The sequence below is a fragment of the Bianquea renquensis genome, from assembly GCF_014384895.1.
Lineage (GTDB): Bacteria > Bacillota > Clostridia > Lachnospirales > Bianqueaceae > Bianquea > Bianquea renquensis.
Genome location: NZ_JACRSQ010000001.1, coordinates 225,241 through 245,526 on the forward strand (window position 1 = coordinate 225,241; position 20,286 = coordinate 245,526).

At 52.8% G+C, this 20,286-nt stretch carries 18 protein-coding genes; 17 read left to right on the plus strand and 1 reads right to left on the minus strand.

The features are described 5' to 3' along the window. Positions 1–23 precede the first annotated feature (23 nt). The 16 genes from cobM (at position 24) to H8730_RS01040 (ending at position 17,868) form a co-directional block, all read left to right on the plus strand. Positions 24–779 carry a precorrin-4 C(11)-methyltransferase gene (gene cobM / locus H8730_RS00965; protein ID WP_177717800.1) on the plus strand — a complete coding sequence of 252 codons (756 nt, stop codon included), beginning with the start codon at positions 24–26 and terminating at the stop codon, positions 777–779. 47 nt (positions 780–826) lie between these two features. Further along, positions 827–1,822, plus strand: coding sequence for a cobalt-precorrin 5A hydrolase (locus tag H8730_RS00970; protein ID WP_177717802.1), 996 nt, complete (start codon positions 827–829; stop codon positions 1,820–1,822). Continuing rightward, positions 1,819–2,853, plus strand: coding sequence for a glutamyl-tRNA reductase (locus tag H8730_RS00975; RefSeq protein WP_177717804.1), 1,035 nt, complete (start codon positions 1,819–1,821; stop codon positions 2,851–2,853). The genes H8730_RS00970 and H8730_RS00975 overlap by 4 nt, the downstream gene beginning before the upstream one ends. Next, entirely contained in the window at positions 2,813–3,544 is a 732-nt protein-coding gene (gene cobJ, locus H8730_RS00980; protein ID WP_177717806.1) for a precorrin-3B C(17)-methyltransferase, read from the plus strand. Before H8730_RS00975 ends, cobJ begins: the two co-directional genes overlap by 41 nt. Further along, complete coding sequence (cobK, locus tag H8730_RS00985) at positions 3,537–4,781, plus strand: precorrin-6A reductase (RefSeq protein ID WP_249289157.1); 1,245 nt, start codon at positions 3,537–3,539, stop codon at positions 4,779–4,781. Before cobJ ends, cobK begins: the two co-directional genes overlap by 8 nt. After that, complete coding sequence (gene hemC / locus H8730_RS00990) at positions 4,753–5,637, plus strand: hydroxymethylbilane synthase (protein WP_177717596.1); 885 nt, start codon at positions 4,753–4,755, stop codon at positions 5,635–5,637. Before cobK ends, hemC begins: the two co-directional genes overlap by 29 nt. Then, positions 5,634–7,133: a uroporphyrinogen-III C-methyltransferase gene (gene cobA / locus H8730_RS00995; RefSeq protein WP_177717598.1), complete on the plus strand. Its 1,500-nt coding sequence runs from the start codon at positions 5,634–5,636 to the stop codon at positions 7,131–7,133. Before hemC ends, cobA begins: the two co-directional genes overlap by 4 nt. Continuing rightward, positions 7,130–8,326 carry a precorrin-6Y C5,15-methyltransferase (decarboxylating) subunit CbiT gene (gene cbiT / locus H8730_RS01000; protein WP_177717600.1) on the plus strand — a complete coding sequence of 399 codons (1,197 nt, stop codon included), beginning with the start codon at positions 7,130–7,132 and terminating at the stop codon, positions 8,324–8,326. Before cobA ends, cbiT begins: the two co-directional genes overlap by 4 nt. Further along, the gene (locus H8730_RS01005; protein WP_346726532.1) at positions 8,323–9,720 is read left to right on the plus strand and encodes a cobyrinic acid a,c-diamide synthase CobB; all 1,398 of its coding nucleotides are present in this window, start codon (positions 8,323–8,325) and stop codon (positions 9,718–9,720) included. The genes cbiT and H8730_RS01005 overlap by 4 nt, the downstream gene beginning before the upstream one ends. Continuing rightward, positions 9,711–10,682, plus strand: coding sequence for an adenosylcobinamide-phosphate synthase CbiB (cbiB, locus tag H8730_RS01010; protein WP_177717602.1), 972 nt, complete (start codon positions 9,711–9,713; stop codon positions 10,680–10,682). Before H8730_RS01005 ends, cbiB begins: the two co-directional genes overlap by 10 nt. A gap of 80 nt (positions 10,683–10,762) precedes the next feature. Next, positions 10,763–12,223 (plus strand): cobyric acid synthase, encoded by a 1,461-nt coding sequence (locus H8730_RS01015; RefSeq protein ID WP_177717604.1) that lies wholly within the window; start codon positions 10,763–10,765, stop codon positions 12,221–12,223. Further along, positions 12,220–12,744 carry a cob(I)yrinic acid a,c-diamide adenosyltransferase gene (locus H8730_RS01020; protein ID WP_177717605.1) on the plus strand — a complete coding sequence of 175 codons (525 nt, stop codon included), beginning with the start codon at positions 12,220–12,222 and terminating at the stop codon, positions 12,742–12,744. Before H8730_RS01015 ends, H8730_RS01020 begins: the two co-directional genes overlap by 4 nt. A gap of 61 nt (positions 12,745–12,805) precedes the next feature. After that, complete coding sequence (locus tag H8730_RS01025; protein ID WP_177717607.1) at positions 12,806–14,188, plus strand: MATE family efflux transporter; 1,383 nt, start codon at positions 12,806–12,808, stop codon at positions 14,186–14,188. Between the two features lie 133 nt (positions 14,189–14,321). Beyond that, the gene (locus H8730_RS01030) at positions 14,322–15,680 is read left to right on the plus strand and encodes a sn-glycerol-1-phosphate dehydrogenase (protein WP_177717609.1); all 1,359 of its coding nucleotides are present in this window, start codon (positions 14,322–14,324) and stop codon (positions 15,678–15,680) included. Between the two features lie 18 nt (positions 15,681–15,698). Then, positions 15,699–16,463, plus strand: a complete 765-nt coding sequence (locus H8730_RS01035) for a DeoR/GlpR family DNA-binding transcription regulator (RefSeq protein ID WP_177717611.1) — start codon at positions 15,699–15,701, stop codon at positions 16,461–16,463. A gap of 67 nt (positions 16,464–16,530) precedes the next feature. Further along, a complete protein-coding gene (locus H8730_RS01040) occupies positions 16,531–17,868 on the plus strand; it encodes an SGNH/GDSL hydrolase family protein (RefSeq protein WP_177717613.1) in 1,338 nt (445 codons plus the stop codon). A gap of 40 nt (positions 17,869–17,908) precedes the next feature. Here H8730_RS01040 and H8730_RS01045 read toward each other — a convergent pair whose 3' ends face one another. Further along, positions 17,909–18,778, minus strand: a complete 870-nt coding sequence (locus H8730_RS01045) for an AraC family transcriptional regulator (RefSeq protein ID WP_177717615.1) — start codon at positions 18,776–18,778, stop codon at positions 17,909–17,911. A gap of 118 nt (positions 18,779–18,896) precedes the next feature. On the opposite strand from H8730_RS01045, the gene H8730_RS01050 reads away from it, so the two are divergent. Continuing rightward, positions 18,897–20,270, plus strand: a complete 1,374-nt coding sequence (locus tag H8730_RS01050) for a mandelate racemase/muconate lactonizing enzyme family protein (RefSeq protein WP_177717617.1) — start codon at positions 18,897–18,899, stop codon at positions 20,268–20,270. The last annotated feature ends 16 nt before the right edge of the window (positions 20,271–20,286 follow it).

Sequence of the window (20,286 nt, forward strand, 5' to 3'; positions counted from 1 at the left end):
CGAAACTATATGTGGAGGTCATTATGATAACATTTGTTGGGGCGGGACCGGGAGCGGCGGATCTGATTACCGTTCGGGGACTAAAGCGATTGGAGCAGGCGGATATTGTCATCTATGCCGGCTCTCTCGTCAATCCAGCGCTGCTGGATGGCACGAGAGAGGGCTGTGAGATCTATAACAGTGCCCACATGACGCTGGAAGAAGTGATCGACGTCTGTATCAGGGGGGAAAAGGAGCAAAAACAGGTGGTTCGCCTGCATACAGGAGATCCGTGTATCTACGGCGCGATCCGAGAGCAGATGGACCTTTTGGATGAAGCGGGAATCGAGTATGAGGTTATACCCGGCGTCAGCTCATTTATCGGAGCAGCGGCGTCGCTAAAGGCTGAGTTTACCCTGCCGGATGTGAGCCAGACTGTAATTTTGACGCGGATGGAGGGGCGGACACCTGTTCCGGAGAAAGAGCGCATTGAAGAGCTGGCCAGACATCAGGCGACCATGGTTATTTTCTTATCTGCCGGTATGCTGGGTGAACTGTCCCAGCGCCTTCAGGAGGGAGGCTATGCGCCGGAAACGAGTGCCGCCATTGTGTATAAGGCTACGTGGCCGGATGAAAAGATCATCTACACCACTGTTGCGCAGCTGGAGGAGGCGGCAGCCGCCAATGGAATCCACAAGACAGCCCTGATTTTCGTTGGAGAATTCCTGGGAGACCGATATGAGAGGTCCAAACTCTATGATCCCACCTTCTCCCATGAATATCGAGAAGCGTCCAAGTAGAGAGAAACTTCAAAGAATGCTGCGAGAGCGGCAGCGCGGAGGTCACGATGAAAAAGACAGCAGTCATATGGTTTACCAGTGCAGGGGCGGAGCTGGCGGAGAGGGTTGGACATCTGCCGGAGCTCGATATTTTGGAATATCGCCGGGAGGCTAAGCCGGCAAAGGATTTTGTCAGGGAAGCGTTCTCCCAATGTGATCAGATTCTCTTTATCAGTGCCGTTGGAATCGCCGTCCGGTTGATTGCGCCCTACATTCGGTCCAAAGCGGTGGACCCTGCGGTTGTCGTGATGGATGATGCGGGTCGGTATGTGGTTTCCCTTTTATCCGGTCACCTAGGTGGCGCCAATGAATTGACCAGGTATCTCAGCGCGCACCTTGGCGCTCAGGCCATCATTACCACGTCCACGGACGTCCACGGAGTATTTGCGGTTGATGTGTGGAGCCAGAAAGCAGGCTGCGTCATCGGTGAGGTGCCGCGTATCAAATGGATTTCCTCTGCGCTCCTGGAAGGAACGTCTGTGGGGTTTGTGAGCGATTATCCGGTTTCCGGTCTGCCGGAGTGCTTGCGGGAGAGCGATGGTGAGCTGGGAATCTGCGTATCATTGGACGAATGGAAATCCCCATTTCCGCGCACCTTACATATCATACCCCATATTCTCAGCGTCGGGGTCGGATGTCGAAAACAGCTGGACAGTGCCGTTTTTGAAAATACAGTGTTGGAGATCTTTCGGGGGCATCGGATCAGCCTTCGTGGGGTGAAAAGTATTGCCTCCATCGATATTAAGCGGGAAGAGCCGTGTATTCAACGGTTTTGTCAGAAATACGGGATTCCTTTCCTCACCTTCCGTGCTGAGGACTTGTCGCAGGTCGCGGGAGAATTTACCCCCTCTGACTTTGTGAAAAAGACTGTGGGGGTGGAAAACGTGTGTGAGCGCAGCGCGGTGCTGGGACTTGCGGAAAAAGGCTCACTGCTCATAAAAAAACAAGCGCGAAACGGTGTCACCGTTGCCGTCGCCTGTGAAAATTGGAGATGTGTATTTTGAATATACGGATGGCAGGAATCGATTATTCCATGGCGGGGATCGATATCCGAGAACAGTTTTCTTTAACTAAGTCCGCGCAGCGGGAGGTCTACCGAAGTCTAAAACAGGACAGACGCATTTTCGGCGCAGTGCTGGTCTCCACATGCAATCGTACGGAATTGTATCTGTCCTGTGAAGCGGGATATGAGCCCAATCCTTTCGAGATCTTGTGCCATATTGTGGGGCAAAACTATGAAGACTATACCCTTCTTCATAAAATGAGGTGCGGGGACGATGTCTTCTGGCATCTATCCCAGATGGCGTGTGGGGCGAAATCGCAGATCTGGGGTGAGGATCAGATCATCACACAGGTTAAGAACTCGCTTCTGTTTGCAAGGGAAAACCAAGGGACAGACGCATACCTGGAGGTTCTATTCCGTATGGCCGTTACGGCGGCGAAAAAGATTAAAACCACCGTTGCTTTTTCCCGGTCCGATCACTCGATTGCGGACAAGACCTTAGCCCTGCTCCGGAAATCGGCGAAGCCGGTGCGGCGGGTGTTGGTCATTGGAAATGGAGAGGTCGGAAAGCTGGTGGCGCGGACGCTGACTAAAGCAGGTTTTTCGGTGACGATGACATTGCGCCAGTATAAGCACGCGCTGGTGGAGATACCGCCCAACGTGGAGGTTATAGAGTATAGCCGGCGATATGAGAGGATTGGCGAGTTCGACGTCCTTGTGAGCGCAACGTTGAGTCCTCACTATACCATTGAGAAGGCACAGGTAGAGGGATTGGCAAAGCTCCCGCACACCATGGTGGATCTGGCACTTCCTCGAGATATCGAGGTCTCCATCGGCGAGTTGGAGGGAGTATCGCTGGCGGATGTGGATTCCATAGCCAAGGGGATCCTCGATGAAAATCATACCAGGCAGCTGGAAGAGATGAAGGGAATCATTGAGAAATATTTGGCGGATTATCATAAATGGTATCAATACAAGGAGAGGCAATGCGATGAAAAAGATCTATATCGTCGGGCTGGGACCAGGGAATGAGGCGATGATGACGGCGGCAGCCCGGGAGGCGATTGACAAAAGCAGCGTCGTCGTCGGATATGAGGTGTATGTGGATTTGATCCGGCCCCTCCTCGCGGGCAAGACCGTTGCCACAACCCCCATGAAAAGGGAGGTTGACCGCTGTCAGATGGCGTTGGAGTACGCGTTGGCCGGTGAGACGGTTTCCATGGTCTGCAGCGGGGATGCCGGCGTATACGGCATGGCTGGCGTCATGATGGAGGTGGCCAGAGAGCACCCGGAGGTGGAGATGGAAGTGGTGTGCGGGATTACCGCTGCCTGTTCTGCCGCCGCGGTTCTAGGAGCCCCGTTGATTCATGATTTCGCGGTGATCAGTCTGAGCGATCTTTTGACGCCGTGGGAGAAGATCGAGAAGAGGTTGCGATTGGCTGCCGACGCGGATTTTGTCATATGTCTGTACAATCCATCCAGCAAAAAGCGCAGCGATTATCTCCAGAGAGCCTGTGATCTTGTATTGCAGCACCAATCGCCCGAGACTTGTTGTGGGTATGTCCGCAATATTGGACGGGAGGGAGAGCAGGCCACCCTGTGCACCCTTTCCGAATTGCGGATGGCGAAGGTGGACATGTTTACGACAGTGATCATTGGAAACAGCCAGACGAAGGTGATCAACGGACGGCTCGTCACGCCTCGGGGATATAAAAATGTGTAAACTTTTGCTATTTGCTGGCACCACAGAGGGAAGGCTGCTGTATGAGCGCCTGTCTGCCAGGGGGATCGAGATGGATATCTCCGTGGCCACGGAGTACGGAAAAGAGCTAGTTGAACCGCTGGGCGGACGGATCTACGCCGGCCGCATGTCGGAGGAGGAGATGGAAAGTGCCATCCGTGCAGGCGGCTATAAGGCTGTCATTGATGCGACGCACCCCTATGCCGACATTGTGACCAAGAATATCCAAAGGGCTTGCCGGGAAACAGAGACACTCTATATCCGTCTGCTGCGCAAAGAAAGCCGTTCCTTCGGCCATCTGGTGTCTTGCCAGAATATTGGGGAAGCGGTGGAGTACTTACAGAGCCACAGTGGAAATGTGCTGTCCACCATCGGAAGTAAGCAGGTCAGCGAGCTGAAAGCGCTGCCTGGATATCAGGACCGGGTTTTTGCCAGGGTATTGCCTTTGCCGGAGGCTATCAATGCGTGTCTAGCCGCTGGTTTTTCGGCTAAAAATATCATCTGTATGCAGGGACCTTTCTCCCAGGAATTGAATACGGCGATGTTGCGCCAATATGACTGCCGCTATCTCTTGACGAAGAATTCCGGCGATGCGGGAGGATTTGAAGAAAAGCTCCGGGCGGCGGAGGAGGCGGGCGCCACGGTACTCGTCATAGAGCGACCCATTGAGGAGGAAGGGCTGTCTCTGGAGGAGACAGAGGAAAAGCTTTTGGATCTGTGTGGTTGGAAGCCTGCACCGTCGAAAAAAACACATTTCCCCCTCTATGTGTCCTTAACGGGGAGGAAGATTGTGGTCGCCGGCGGCGGCACCATCGCGCAGCGCCGCGTCAGCACTCTGTGCCGTTTTACGGGCGCAATCACGGTTATAGCGCCAGCCCTGACAGAAGAGCTGCACCGCCGGGAGCAGGCGGGAGAAATCCGGTGGGAGCCGAGAAAGTTTGTCGCTTCGGATCTGGACGGCTGCTTTCTGGCCATTGCTGCGACGGATGACCGGGCGGTCAATGCGGAAGTTGGTCGGTTGGCAAGAGAGCAGGGCATCTGGGTGAGTGTAGCGGATGCGAAAGAGGAATGCACCTTGTTTTTTCCAGCCATTGTGGAGACAGAGCAGGAAGTGATAGGAATCGTTGGGAGTGGAAATTCGCATCACCGGGTTTCCGCGTTGGCAAAGCGGTTGAGAGAGGTTGTAGAAGATGAAGATTCGAGTGGGAAGCCGAGATAGCAGGTTAGCCGTGATTCAAGCAGAAATGGTTATGGACTGTATTCAGCGGCATCATCCGGAAATGGATGTGGAGCTGGTAACCATGAAGACAACAGGGGACAAGATTTTGGACCGCACCTTGGATCAGATCGGTGGAAAAGGCCTTTTCGTGAAGGAATTGGACCGGGCCTTGCTGGCGGGAGAGGTGGACATTACAGTTCACAGCTATAAGGACATGCCCATGGAGCAGGATTCAAGACTGCCCATTGTGGCCGTATCGGCCAGAGAGATTCCCTTCGATGCTCTTGTTTTGCCTTCGGGCAGGCGGCAGATGGACCCGTCGAAACCCATCGGCTGTGCCAGCGCACGGAGACAAATCCAACTGGAGGCGCTGTTTCCCGGGACGGAAATCCGGCCCGTGAGAGGCAATGTGCAGACAAGACTGGCTAAACTTGAGAGCGGTGAGTATGGCGCGCTGGTGCTGGCCTGCGCAGGTCTAAAACGCTTGGGGTTGGAGGATCGGGTCAGCCGCGTGTTCACCCAGCAGGAAATGCTGCCAGCGGCTTGTCAGGGGATTCTGGCGGTACAGGCAAGAGAAGGCATGGACGTGTCCTTTCTGCGGGAATTTCACCATGCATCCGTGCACATCATTGCATGCGCAGAGCGCAGCTTTGTCGCAGAATTGAATGGCGGTTGCAGCGCTCCGATTGCGGCCTTTGCCACCATTGCCCATGATCAACTGACCTTGGAGGGGCTCTATCAAGAAGAGTCAACGCGGCGGGTCCTGCGGGATCGCATTACAGGTCCGTGTACAGATGCGGTGGAGCTGGGCCGGCGTCTCGCAAGAAGGATGCGGGAGGAGGCGGAGACGAGATGACAAAAACAGGAAAGGTTTACTTGGTCGGAGCAGGGCCGGGCGATGTGGGGCTGCTGACGACAAAGGGAAGAGAGATGCTGCAAAAGGCACAGGTTGTGGTGTACGACCGGCTTGTCAGCCGCGATATCCTGGAACTGATCCCGGAAGAAGCCATCCGCATCGATGTAGGAAAATATGCGGGGCGCCATCCAGTCCCGCAGGAAAGGATTAATGAGATCCTGCGGGAACAAGCGCTGGCTGGCCGTCAGGTTGTGCGGTTAAAGGGGGGAGACTGCTTCCTATTCGGCCGCGGAGGGGAGGAGCTGGAGCTTCTCTGGGAATCCGGGGTTCCCTTTGAGGTTGTACCGGGAATTCCGTCGGCGTTAGCAGCCCCCGCCTACGGCGGTATCCCCGTCACCCACCGGGATTTTTGTTCATCCGTCCACATCATAACGGGCCACAAAAAAGAGGATGGAGAGCTCTCCCTGGATTACGATGCCCTGATCCGGCTGCAGGGGACGCTGATTTTTATGATGTCAGTTGCCAGCGGCGCGGAGATCGCCAAGGGCCTCATGACACATGGAATGGCGGTCTCTATGCCCTGTGCCGTGGTGGAGAACGGCACGAGAAGTGAGCAGCGCACCTTTGTGACCACATTACAACACCTGGAAGGCATCATTCAAAAGGAGCGGATTCAGTCGCCGGCTTTGATCGTGGTAGGTCCTGTTTGTACCCTGGCGGAAAAATTCGATTGGTTTTCGAAGCTGCCCCTAAAGGGGGCCCGATTGTTGGTGACGAGGCCAAAAGAAAAGGAAGGCACTCTCGTGGGCCGGCTTCGGGAGCTTGGCGCCCATGTGACCAGTCTTCCGGCCATTGCGACAAAGCCCGTACCCTTTCCGATCCCAGACCTATCCCAATACGGAGTTTTAGTGTTCACCAGCGGCGCGGGGGTGAACAGCTTTTTTCAAGCTCTTTGGAGGGAGGGGCTGGACGCCCGCAAGATGGCGGGTTTGAAGATCGCTGTGGTCGGCAAGGAAACAGAAAAACAGCTTGCCACCTATGGGCTTCGCGCAGATTTTGTGCCAACGGTTTTTTGCGCGGAGACATTGGCCGGCGAAATGCTGGAGAGTGGATTTTTGGAGAAGGGAATTCGGGTTCTGCTGATTCAGGCGAAGATAGCGTCGGAAGAGGTATTCCAGCGGTTGTCGGCCCGAGGTATCCAGACTGACCGGCTGACAGTTTATGAGACGCAGTACGTTCAACAGGAAGGGATTGATCCGGGGGAATATGACTTCGGAATCTTCACCAGTGCCAGCAGCGTCGAGGGCTATGCCAGGGCATTGGGAGAGAAAGCGGAAGTCGAAGCCCTGGCGGCGGTCTGCATCGGGGAAAAAACAGCCGCGGCCGCCAGGGAACTTGGTATGCCGGTTTATGTAGCGAAAGAAGCGACGATCCAATCCCTAATTGAGACTGTATGGGAGCAATATAGGGATAAAAAGAAGGAGAACGAGGGATGAAGCTCTGGATGATTGGCGCGGGCCCTGGGGAACCCTCCCTTATAAGCGCATACGCCCTTGAAGTGATGCGGGGGGCTCAGGTGGTGTTGGCAACGGAAAGGCTTTATGAAGCCTTTCAACCCATCCTGGAAAATGTCCGTCTCGTATCTTTAACCGAGATGGAGACGTTTTTGGCAGACAATCCGGAAGACGTAAGCAGGGTGGCGGTGCTGGCTTCTGGGGATGTGGGGTTTTACAGTATTTCCAGAAGATTGACAGAAAAGTTAAGTGGGCGCTGGGAGATCGAGCGCGTCAGCGGGGTCAGCAGCCTTCAATATTTGAGCGCGAAGCTCAACATAGACTACGACGATATTAAGACGGTAAGCGTTCACGGTCGAGACCGGTCAGTTATTCCCTTTGTCAGCTACAATGGGAAGGTCTTTGTCCTAACCGGTGGGCAATATCGTGTGCAAGATGTGGCGGAGCAGCTGTATCAGGCGAATATGGGGCATGTGATTCTCCACGTGGGGGAGAATCTGTCCTCTGGGCAGGAGCGGATTCTATCGGCAGCGCCCGCCGTCATCCGGGAAATGGAATTTGGCAATTTGGCGGTGCTGCTCATTGAAAATCCCCATGCCGCGGATTGCCGGCATCAGCTCCGCGATGAAGATTTTCTCCGCGGCAAGGTCCCCATGACGAAGGAAGAGATTCGGTTGCTGAGCGTGGCGAAGCTGGATATCCATCCTCAGGATGTGATCTGGGATATTGGAGCCGGCACGGGCTCTGTGTCCATCGCCTTGGCCTACGCGGCTTCGGAGGGGATGGTGTACGCCATTGAGAGAAACGAGGAGGCTGTAGCCCTGCTTGCGGAAAATAGAAAGCGGCTAGGGGCCTATAATGTACAGATACGCCAGGCGACGGCACCGGAGGGACTGGAGAAGCTGCCAGCGCCGGATAAGGTCTTTATCGGCGGCAGCAGTGGAAACATGGATGCCATCCTGGAGGCGGTCCTTCGAAAAAATCCGACGGCCCAGGTGGTAATCAATGCGATCACCCTGGAAACGCTGCAAGCTGCGGTCAGTTCCATGGAGCAACGCCAGATGGAGCCGGAGATTCTATGCGCCTCTATGGCGAAGGCGGATGTCGTCGGCGGCTACCACATGATGAGGGGATTGAATCCCATCTATATTCTGAGCGGAAGGCGGCGAGCATGATGCGACAGAACATTCCGCGGTTTATGCTCGTTGGAACGGGAAGTGGCTGCGGTAAAACCACGATTACCTGTGCCATCTTAAAGGCGCTGTCCAATCGTGGATTGGCGCCAGCCAGCTTTAAATGCGGTCCGGATTATATTGATCCCATGTTCCACAGCAAAATATTAAAGACGAAATCTAAGAATCTAGACCTCTATCTGTGTGGTGAGGAGACTGTCCGCTTTTTGCTAGCCAGGAGTGCGGCCGGTCACACCGTATCCGTGCTGGAGGGAGTCATGGGGATGTATGATGGACAGGGATTTGAGGATGATACGTTCTCCTCGAACCATCTGGCAAGGGTAACCCAGACTCCCCAGATCTTGGTGGTCAACGTAAAGGGGATGAGTGTATCCGTAGCAGCCTTGATCAAAGGGTTTATGGAATACCGCCCCAATGAAATCAGAGGGGTCATTCTAAACCATTGCAGCAAGGGCATGTACCCGGTGTATCAGAAGATGATCCAGAGGGAGCTAGGAATTCCAACGTATGGATATATGCCACCTCTGCCAGAGGCTGCCATCGGTAGCCGGCATTTAGGATTGATCACGGCGGATGAGGTGGAAGACCTGATGGAAAAAATGAATCTTTTGGCGGCGACGGCGGAAGAAACCCTGGATCTCCATGGCCTTCTGGAGTTGGCCAGGACAGCGCTACCCTTAGTCTATGAGGATCTCTGGAAAGACTATACAGGGTGTATGGCAATGAATCCCCCTCTGCGGATCGGATTCGCCTGTGATCAAGCCTTTTGTTTTTTCTATGAGGACAATCTAGAGCTGTGGAGGGAGATGGGGGCAGAACTGATCCCCTTTTCTCCGCTGACAGATCGAGAACTGCCGGAGGAGCTGGATGGACTGCTGCTGTACGGGGGATATCCAGAGGAACACGCCCAGGCACTGGCGGAAAACGAGAGGATGCGGGCGAGTATTCGCAGAGCCGTCCGGGATGGATTGCCGGTTTTAGCCGAATGCGGGGGCATGATGTACCTGCAAGAGACGCTCACAGATGGAAAAGGAGAAACCTGGCCTATGGCGGGGGCGCTGGCGGGGGATAGCCATATGACGGCGGGGCTGACGCGCTTTGGGTATGCTATCTTGGAAGCCAATCAAGAAACGCCCATCTGTGAAAAAGGGGATACGCTGCGAGTCCATGAATTTCACTATTCTGACAGTACGTCCAATGGAGATGGATTTACCGCGCATAAAGGAACGAGATCTTGGCCCTGTGTCCATGTGACAAAGACTCTGATGGCGGGCTATCCGCATCTCCATTTTGGAGCGTACCCACAGTGCGCGAAGAAATTCTTGCAGACATGCCATACAGATGCCATTACGAAATGGAGATCAAGATGGAAATAGGAATTGCAGTATTGCTAGGTTTTTTGCTGGATTTGTTGCTCGGGGATCCCCACTGGCTGCCCCACCCTGTCCGTCTCATCGGATGGATGATTGCCAAAGGGGAAACGATTCTGCGTAAGCTGTTGCCACGGCATGAAAGAATGGGAGGCGCAGTCCTCACCATTTTCGTGACGGGGATTTCCTTTGCTCTGCCCCTGGGGATATTGCTGCTGGCAGGGCGGGTTCATGTGGGATTGCGCATTGGGATTGAGACGGTTTTTTGTTATCAGATTCTCGCGACAAAGTGCTTAAGGGTGGAAAGTATGCGGGTCTATACGTACCTAAAAAAAGGAGATATTCCCAATTCAAGGAAATACCTCTCCTGGATCGTCGGCCGGGATACGGAAAACCTCAACGAAGAACAGATTTCGAAGGCTGTGGTGGAGACCATTGCGGAAAACACCTCGGACGGCGTGATCGCGCCTATGCTATTTCTGATTATTGGCGGCGCCCCTTTGGGATTCTTTTACAAAGCGGTCAACACGCTGGATTCCATGATCGGATACAAGAACGATCGGTATCTCTATTTTGGCCGGTTCGCGGCCAAGCTGGATGATGTCATGAATTTTATTCCCGCCATTATATCCGCATGGCTCATGATTCTGGCCAGCTTTTTACTGCGCTTAGACGCCAAGAACGCCATTGCGATCTATAAGCGGGACCGGCACAATCACGCGAGCCCTAACTCTGCGAAAACAGAGTCGGTGGCGGCGGGGGCTTTGAATTTACAGCTGGCAGGGGATGCCTATTATTTTGGAAAGTTGGTCACAAAGCCAACCATCGGGGACTCGAATCGAAGGATTACCATCGAGGATATTCCCTTGATGAACCGGCTCATGTATATGACGGCGGTGCTGTCGCTGCTGATCATGAGTGCGGCACGCTGGGGGATTTTGTTTGGACTGGGTGTAGGACCTTTTTAGGAGTGGTGTAATAACGTCCGCTTCGCGAACTTTTCTTTAGGATAACAATGCCGCTGTCAAGCGGCAGTATGGAGGTAGCAATGGCAAAGGCAATTATGATACAGGGGACGACGTCCAATGCGGGGAAGAGCCTGCTGGCTGCTGGGCTATGCCGGGTCTTTCACCAGGATGGATATAAGGTGGCTCCTTTTAAATCGCAAAATATGGCACTAAACTCATTTATCACCAAGGATGGGTTTGAAATGGGCAGAGCCCAGGTGATGCAGGCGGAGGCTGCCGGAATTGCGCCGGATGTAAGGATGAACCCTATTTTGTTAAAACCTACCAGCGATAAGGGATCCCAGGTCATCGTCAATGGCGAGGTGCTGGGCAATATGAACGCCAAGGAATACTACGCCAAGAAACACGAACTCATCCCCGATATTATGAAAGCTTATGGGGAGCTGGACGCGGAATACGATATCATCGTGATCGAGGGGGCAGGAAGCCCGGCGGAGATCAATCTGAAAGAGCAGGATATAGTAAACATGGGAATGGCCAGGATGGCAGGCGCGCCGGTTTTAATCGTGGGGGACATCGACAAAGGCGGTGTTTTCGCGGCTCTTGCCGGCACAATGCTGTTGCTCACAGATGAGGAAAAGGCCATGGTCAAGGGAACCATTATCAACAAGTTTCGCGGGGATGTCTCCATACTAAAGCGGGGATTGACTATGTTGGAGGATATCATCCATGTGCCAGTGGTGGGGGTGGTCCCGTATCTGCGCATCCACGTCGATGACGAAGATAGTCTGACGGAGCGTTTTGAGCGCAGTCAGAAGCCGGCGCTGGTCGATATTGCAGTTCTGCGGTTTCCCCGAATTTCGAATTTTACGGATTTCAATCCGCTGGAATATATCGAGGGTGTGTCTCTTCGATATGTGGGCAGTGTTGCAGAGCTCGGCGATCCGGATTTGATCATCCTTCCCGGAACGAAAAATACGATGGCCGATCTGCTTTGGATGCGGCAGTGTGGTCTGGAAGCTTCTGTGCTTAAGCACGCAGCCAAGGGAAAACCCGTCTTTGGCGTCTGCGGCGGCTATCAGATGCTGGGGATGACACTCAAGGATCCCTATGGAGTTGAACACGGAGGCGAAATGGCGGGCCTCGGTCTGTTGGATATGGATACCATCTTTGAGAGGGCGAAAACCCGGACACAGATTTCCGGGAATCTGCCAGCTCTCGATGGAATCTTTTCCTCTCTCTCGGGACTTCCCTATACGGGCTATGAAATCCATATGGGACAGAGTGGCCGGGAGGAGAAGGTGGTGCAGAGCGGGAACGTGTACGGCAGCTATCTCCACGGATTATTTGATCAGGATGGGATCTCGAAGGCCATTGTAGAGGCACTGTTGAGGGCAAAGGGGCTGGACGCCACCGCAGTGCAGAGCTTTGATATGGAACAGTATAAAAATCAACAGTATGATCGATTGGCAGATGCGGTGCGGGAATCGCTGGATATGGAGTATATTTACCGCATCATGGAGGAAGGGGTGTCTCAATGAGTAAAGGACTGGTCCATCTATACTGTGGCGACGGCAAAGGAAAGACGACTGCGGCTATGGGCTTGGCCGTGCGCGCTGCGGGGAGCGGTATGAAGGTAGTGGTGGTGCAATTTTTGAAGGATGGGGACAGCAGCGAGCTATCCATCCTGTCCTCACTGCCCAATGTGACAGTGCTGTCGGGAAAGCCTGTGAAGGGCTTTTCCTTCTCCATGACTCCGGAGGAGAAGGCGTTGGTAGCGAAGACCCACAATGGGTATTTGGAGACGGCGATCGCGTTGTATCAGGAGGGCAAGGCACAGCTTATCGTGCTGGATGAGGCGGTGGCCGCTCTATCCCTGAATATGCTCAATCGAGAGAGGCTTTTAACCTTTCTGCGGGGAGATGAGCATCCCGAAGTGGTTTTGACAGGGCGAGGGCCTGATTCGGAACTTCAGGAGTTGGCAGACTATATAACAGAGATGACATTGCGGCGCCATCCCTATGATCGGGGCATTATGGCGCGAAAGGGTATTGAATATTGAACCTGATACGTAACATCGGAATCATATACTTTTTATAAAAATAACCGAGGAGTTTCAACATATGACGCGCAACCTAACGAAGGGAAATCCGGCAAAGCTCATTGTCCTGTTTACAATCCCATTACTGATCGGCAACCTCTTTCAACAATTCTACAGCATGGCGGATACGCTTATCGTAGGCAGGACAGTGGGAGTCAACGCTCTGGCGGCAGTAGGCTGCACGGGGAGCCTTTCGTTTTTGATTTTAGGATTTGCCCAGGGATTGACATCCGGCTTATCGATCATTACAGCCCAACGGTTTGGAGCGGGCGATGATACGAACGTTCGAAGTAGCTTTGCCGCGTCTGTGTTAATCAGTGTTGTGGTGACAATTCTCCTCACAGCGCTCTCCGCTCCGCTGGCAAAACCGGTCCTGCGGCTGATGCAAACGCCGGATGAAATCATAGAGGATGCTTATCAATATATTGTAATTATTTTTTGGGGAATCGGCGCATCCGTGTTGTTTAATCTGTTATCCAACGTGATTCGCGCTCTAGGGGATAGCCGAACGCCCCTGCTTTTTTTAGTCGTGGCCTGCACTCTCAATATTGCGCTCGATTTTTTGCTAATCCTCGTGTTTCACATGGGGGTAGCGGGTGCCGCAGTCGCAACGATAATTGCTCAGATTCTCTCCGGCGTTATGTGTCTTCTATATATGGTCAAGCGATTCCCGATCCTTCGGCTGACGGCAGCAGATTGGAAGATTCGAGGGGAGACGCTTCGAGCCCATTTACAGGTTGCGCTGCCCATGGCGTTTCAGTCCTCCATTATTGCCATTGGCGCCATTATTCTACAATTTGCCCTGAATCATCTAGGGGCGACATCCGTTGCCGCATATACAGCTGCACAAAAGATCGATATGGTGGCGACGCAGCCGATGGCGTCCTTTGGCATTACCATGGCGACCTATGCAGCGCAGAATTTTGGCGCGGGACAGTATCATCGCATACGACTGGGGGTTCGTCAGTGCTGTGTGATCTCGGTGGCGTTCAGTCTATTTATGGGAGTAGTCAACATAACCTGTGGACGGTGGCTGGTCGCGCTATTTGTCGGGGCGCAACTGGAGGTTATTTCTCTTGCAAAGATTTATCTCCTCACCAACGGAGCCTGCTATTGGATCTTATCCCTCCTGTTTATTTACCGCTACACCCTCCAGGGATTGGGCAATAGTTTTGTCCCCACTATAGCCGGAATTATGGAGTTGGGGATGCGGACCATTGCAGCGGTGGTATTCACGCAATTCTGGGGATTTACAGGAGCATGCCTGGCAAATCCGTTGGCCTGGCTTGGCGCCTGTGTTCCTCTGGGGATCGCGTATTTTTCTGTGATTCGAAATTTACCGCAAGATACAGGGGATTTGTCAACGGCTGGAAATCAGATAGAAAAAGATGAAGAATTGTTATAATCTAGGCAATGTTGTGCGCATTTGCACGTTTATAGGCCGTTTTTTTGCTCAATATGAAATATTGCCGCATTAACTAGCCAAATGAGCAGAAATGAGGTATGATAGAGAAAATAAACAGTGAGGAGAGAGCGCTATGATTCCCTTTCAAACAATGAGTATCACGGATTTTGTCAACACGACGTTTCCCTGCGACTGCGGCAAGGAGCATCGAATGGATATGGACCGGATTATGGTGTCGGAAGGAGCCATCCAGGACATTCCGGATCTGATGGCGCAATATGGATACGTGAAAGCGTACCTGATAGCCGATGAAAACACATGGAAAGCGGCAGGGCAGACAGTCGAGACCTGCATCCTGGAGAGCGGCCGTACCTGCCAGCGGTTTATTTTCCACGGGGAGAGCGTTGTGCCCGATGAACAGGCTATGGGAAGCCTTCTGATGGATATTCCCGTGGACTGTGATGTTGTCATTGCCATCGGCAGCGGAACTCTCAATGACATGGGCCGTTTTTTGAGCTATAAGCTGGGGCTGGACTATTTCATCGTGGCCACGGCGCCCTCTGTGGATGGATTTGCATCAGGGGTGGCAGCGCTGATCACAGACAATCTCAAAACAACCTACCCAGCCCATGTGCCCAAGGCGTTTATCGGGGATCTATCGGTTTTATCACAGGCGCCCATGGAGACGATTGTGGCCGGAGTCGGCGATATCATCGGGAAGTACACCAGCCTGTGCGATTGGAAGATGAGCGCCATCATCAATGGAGAGTATTATTGTCCTGTGCTGGTGGATTTAGTCGAGGAGGCGGTCAAACGGGTCTGCGAAAGTAAGGCAGGACTACAGAGCCGGGAGCCGGAGGCGATCCGCAGCCTGACGGAAGCGCTTTTGCTGTCGGGGATCGCCATGGGCTATGCTGGAAATTCAAGGCCGGCTTCAGGGAGTGAACATCATATGTCTCATTTCTGGGAGATGGATTTCCTGTTTAGAGGAAAGAAAGCTGTACTGCACGGGATCAAAGTAGGAATCGGGACCGTAGTCTCCTGTAAGCTCTACGAGTACTTGCGCAGCCTAAGCCTTGAAGAGATCAAGGGGCGGCAGATGGAGAGGGAGCCATTTAATAGACAGCGGTGGGAGAAGGAAATGAGGAGGGTGTACCAGAGCGCGGCGGATGGAATCATCCGTCTGGAGGTGGAAGCGGAAAAGAACGAGGAATCGAAACGCGCAGTCCGAATCAAGAGCATTCAGGACCATTGGACGCAAATTCAGAATGAAGCAAAGCGCCTTCCAGGGACTGCCCAGATTGAAGCGCTGCTTGCAAGCATGGGTGGTCCGATCCGGCCAGGGCAGGTGGGGCTATCGAGAGAAACAGTCTACGATAGTATCCTCTACGCGAAAGAGGTTCGCAATCGATATACCATCCTCCAGCTGCTGTGGGATATTGGACTGTTGGAGGATGCGGCAGGTAAAATCGTCGATGACCTATACTCTTAGTCGAAGAAAGGAGCTTACATGCTGAATATTCAGCGCCTGGATTATATTCTGAAGGAACTTCGGGACAAGAAGACCGTGTATGTGGCAGATCTCGCAGAGAGATATTACGTCAGCCCGTCCACCATTCGCCGAGACTTGGCCAGTTTGGAGAGGGAGGGGATTGTGCGCCGTATTTACGGGGGAGCGGTCCTCATCGAACGGGATACTTCTGAAATCCCGTATCTAATCCGTCAAAATGAAAGACAGCAGGAGAAAGATACGCTGTGTGCGCTAGCGGCGGAGCTAGTGCAGGACGATATGATGATCTATCTCGATCATACCAGCACAGCGGTCAATATGGTAAAATTTCTGGTGTCCAAAAAAAATCTAAAGATTTTGACGACGAGCTTGCAGGCAGCAGCTAGCTGTCTGGATTCGCTTTCCGCCAGTGTATATTGTACAGGCGGCTGGCTAAATCCTAAGCTTAGAGGGTTCACCAGCGAAGCGGCGAGACGGCAGCTTGCATGTTTCTATCCGGATCTTAGTTTTTTTTCAGCCCGAGCGCTCTCTCTGGAGGCTGGCGTTACGGATGTCAATGAAGAAGATATCTTTCTCAAGCAGGAGGTTCTCAAGCGCTGTAAAACATCGGTATTGCTCTGCGATGGCAGCAAATGGGGGAAGATCTCCTATCGAAAACTTTGCGAGCTGAGTGAGCTCGATGCCATCGTGACGGATCAGAAGCCGGATTCTCGTTGGATGACCGCTTTGGCTGAGCAAAAAGTCAGGCTGTATTATCCCAAATAACTCTTGACTTTCCTGTCGCTTTTTTATATAGTGAATGGGAATAAGGAAATACGAGGGAGGATACAAGATGGAGCAGAGTGAATATCACGGTTTTTTGCGGTTAGATTTTGAGTACCAGGGACGGGAGGTCATCGTCGTATGCCCTAAGCAGAGGGCAGCCGGAAATCCTTGGGTCTGGCGCGCTGAATTTTTTGGCGCTTTTGATACGGTGGATGTGGAGATGTTGAACCGTGGATGGCATGTTGTGTACTATCAGGTGAGCAATATGTACGGGTGTCCGGAAGCGATCTCTCTCATGAAAACCTTTCATGATTTTGTGACAGTTGCATATGGACTTAGCCAGAAGGCCGATATTTTTGGATTCAGCAGAGGCGGCCTCTACGCGGTTAACTATGCGCTTCGGTACCCGCAGGAGGTCTCTACCCTGTATTTGGACGCGCCGGTAGTGGATTTGATGCAGTGGCCCCGGGAAAGCGCCGGGGCGGAGTGGGCCGAATGTAAAGCCGTCTATGGAATTCAAGAGGATTCGGAGCCTATCGCGGAAAATCCCATCTCCCATTTGGAGGAGCTGGCCGCCACCCAGATACCAGTTATTCTTGTAGCGGGGGATGCGGATCAGGCCGTGCATTATGAGAGGAATGGAAAGATCCTGGTGGATACACTTGAGAGGAAAGGTTCAGAGGTGCAAGCCATCGTCAAACCTGGCTGTGACCATCATCCCCATAGCCTGGAGGATCCCACACCCGTAGCGAATTTTATCGCGCGCCGCCGGGGACAATGGGATGAATATACGCTGGAGCCAGGTGAGTGGACCAACGCATGGTATGAGCGTCCGTCCGAGGACCGTACGCGCGTTATGTTGATCGGAGATTCCATTACCTACGGGTATCGCCCCTTCGTCCATGTCAATATGGGCCAGGAGGTCTGCGTGAATATGTTGGCAACGTCCAAAGCCGTGGATAATCCATATTTCATACCGGAATTGGATTTCGCCCTGGATCAGTACGGGTTACAGTATGATCTGATTCATTTTAACAATGGGCTTCACGGGCATCACTTGTCGACGCAGGCATACGCGGAAGAGTATGAGAGAGTGATCCGGCATCTGCTGGAGCGGTATCCTGACGCAAAGCTGTGTTTGGCGCTTTCGACCCCTTGTTCAGAGACAGACAATATCATGGTGATCAAAGAGGATGAGGATCGCACGATCCGAGAGAGAAATGCGGTCGTTGTTGCATTGGCAGACAAGTATCATGTGGCGGTGGACGACTTATATGAGGCGATGCTTCCCCATCCGGAGTACCATGTCGAGGATGGGTGCCATTTCACCGATGAAGGACGGGAACAGCAGGGGAGACTCATAGCAGAGTTTATCAGAAGGAACTTGGGATTGGGAGAGAATTGACATGCAGTGCTCTCATGATGAGCTTATTCAGGGGAAAGGCCTATCGATATTCGGAAGGCGTTTTCCCTGTGATCTTTTTAAAGGCCCGATTGAAGTTTGCCGTGTTGTTGAATCCACATCGGCAGGCGATCTCTAGAATGGAGCTGTCGGTGGACTCCAAATATTCGATGGACTGTTCAATGCGCTTAATCGTAATATAATCCCATGGGGAGATTCCGTTTAAGCGCTTAAATATTGTAGAAAAATACGACCGGCTCATGTTGGCGGCCTTTGCGAGATCGTCTAAGCTCAAATCAGAGTCCAGATGGTCATGGATATAGTGGATGGCGTCCTCGATTTGGGAGAGGCTTTTGACATGAACCGCAGGCCGGGATGACTCGCGGGAAACATAATCATAATGGCGGCTGACCGTCACGAGAATGGTCAGCAGTTGAATTTTAACCATAAGCTCGTATTCGGGAAGCTGCTTGGCAAATTCGTCCTCCATTTGCAGGATTAGGCTGCGGATCACGGCCGTTGCAGGGTTCTGGCGGTCCAGCCGATTCTCAAAGGCATCGTTCCGCTCAAAAAAGATTTTAAGATATTTCGCGTCAAACAGATCATTGCCCGTTGACCAGATGAAGCGCGGCTCGAAATGGACATTGAGTAAAAGCATATCCTCACCCTCGTGGATTTCTGTAATACAGTGTACCTCGTGGGTGCTGAAAAGAAAAATATCGCCGGGCTGGATGGCATAGGCGGTATCTCCAACCGTATAGGTGCCACTGCCGGATTTGAATAATGCGATTTCAAATTCCGTGTGATGATGGCGGCGGTTCTGGCGCTTTCCCGGCTTTACCTGCGAGTGGTACAACTTAAGCAAGAACATATCCTTGGTTCTCGCAGGAATCAGTGCTTCCTGAAATTTCATAGGACCCTCCTTTGGTCGAAATATAATTTGCAAGGTTCATAACAAAGTTGATGCCATTCAAGGCCTTGCTGTATATAGTTATTATAGTCAGGCAAAATAAAAAGTCAATGGAGGGTCTATGGAAAATAGCAATATATTTGATGGAATGATGGGCAAAGTGCGGACAGAGTCCGCGCCCTCTCAGTTGAGAATTACGGATCTCAGAATTACCAATATCGATGGAGCGCCAAAGCACTGTATCCTGTTAAAGCTCTTTACCAATCAGGGACTGATTGGATATGGAGAGCTTCGGGACGCCTCCAGCGCCACCTATGCGCTGATGTTGAAGAGCCGGCTATTAGGGGAGAATCCCTGCAATGTCGATCGCTTATTCCGGCGGATTCGGCAATTCGGCGGAATGTCCCGGCAAGGCGGAGGGGTTTCCGCTGTGGAAATCGCGCTTCTGGACCTTGCGGGGAAGGCCTATGGGATTCCAGTTTATCAGCTTTTAGGAGGACAATACCGCTCTCAGGTCAGAATGTACTGCGACACAGATGTTGAGGGAAAGCATTCGGGGACACAGATGGGGGAGGCACTGAAGAGGCGCATCGAGCGCGGGTATACCTTCTTAAAAATGGATCTAGGGATGGACCTATTGTTTGACGAGCCAGGCTGCCTCAACGCGCCTCTTGGATTTCTGGAGGATGTGGAGAAATACTCTGCCAAAGCCCTTCGACATCAGAGCGGGTCCATCGCTCCTGAGGTGATGCGGGGAAGACACTATGAGACTTTTACCATTCCGCACCATGCCACGGGAATCCATTTGACGGAGCGGGGAATCCAATACTTAGTGCAATATGTGCGGGAAGTCCGCGACGTGATTGGATATGAAGTGCCCTTGGCAATCGATCATCTGGGACACCTTGGCCTCGGCGACTGCATTCGCCTTGCGCGGCAGCTGGAGCCGTATAACATCGCATGGCTGGAGGATGTGGCGCCGTGGCAGTATACAGAGCAGTATGTAAAAATCGCCAATGCCACGACTATTCCCATCTGTACGGGGGAAGATATCTATCTGCACGACACCTTCCGTCCTCTGTTGGAATCCGGGGGAGTTTCTGTCGTCCACCCCGATGTGCTGACCATTGGAGGAGCTATGGAGATCAAGAAGCTAGGAGATCTGTGCGAACAATATGGCGCCGCGATGGCGATTCATATGGCAGAGAGTCCCATCGGCTGCATGGCGGCGGTTCACGCGGCGGCAGCGCTTCCCCATATTTTGGCGGTGGAACATCATTCGACGGACATTCCATGGTGGAATGATTTGGCCATGGGAATTGCCAATCCCTTGGTGCAGAATGGATTTATTCAGGTTCCCGATACGCCAGGGCTGGGGATCTCAGAACTCAATGAGGAACTGATCCGGGAGCATCTTCACAGCCGCAAGGCCGGATACTGGGAAGAAACGTCGCAGTGGGATGAGGAATGGTCGAATGATCGAGTCTGGAGCTGAGAAAGGAGGGATTACA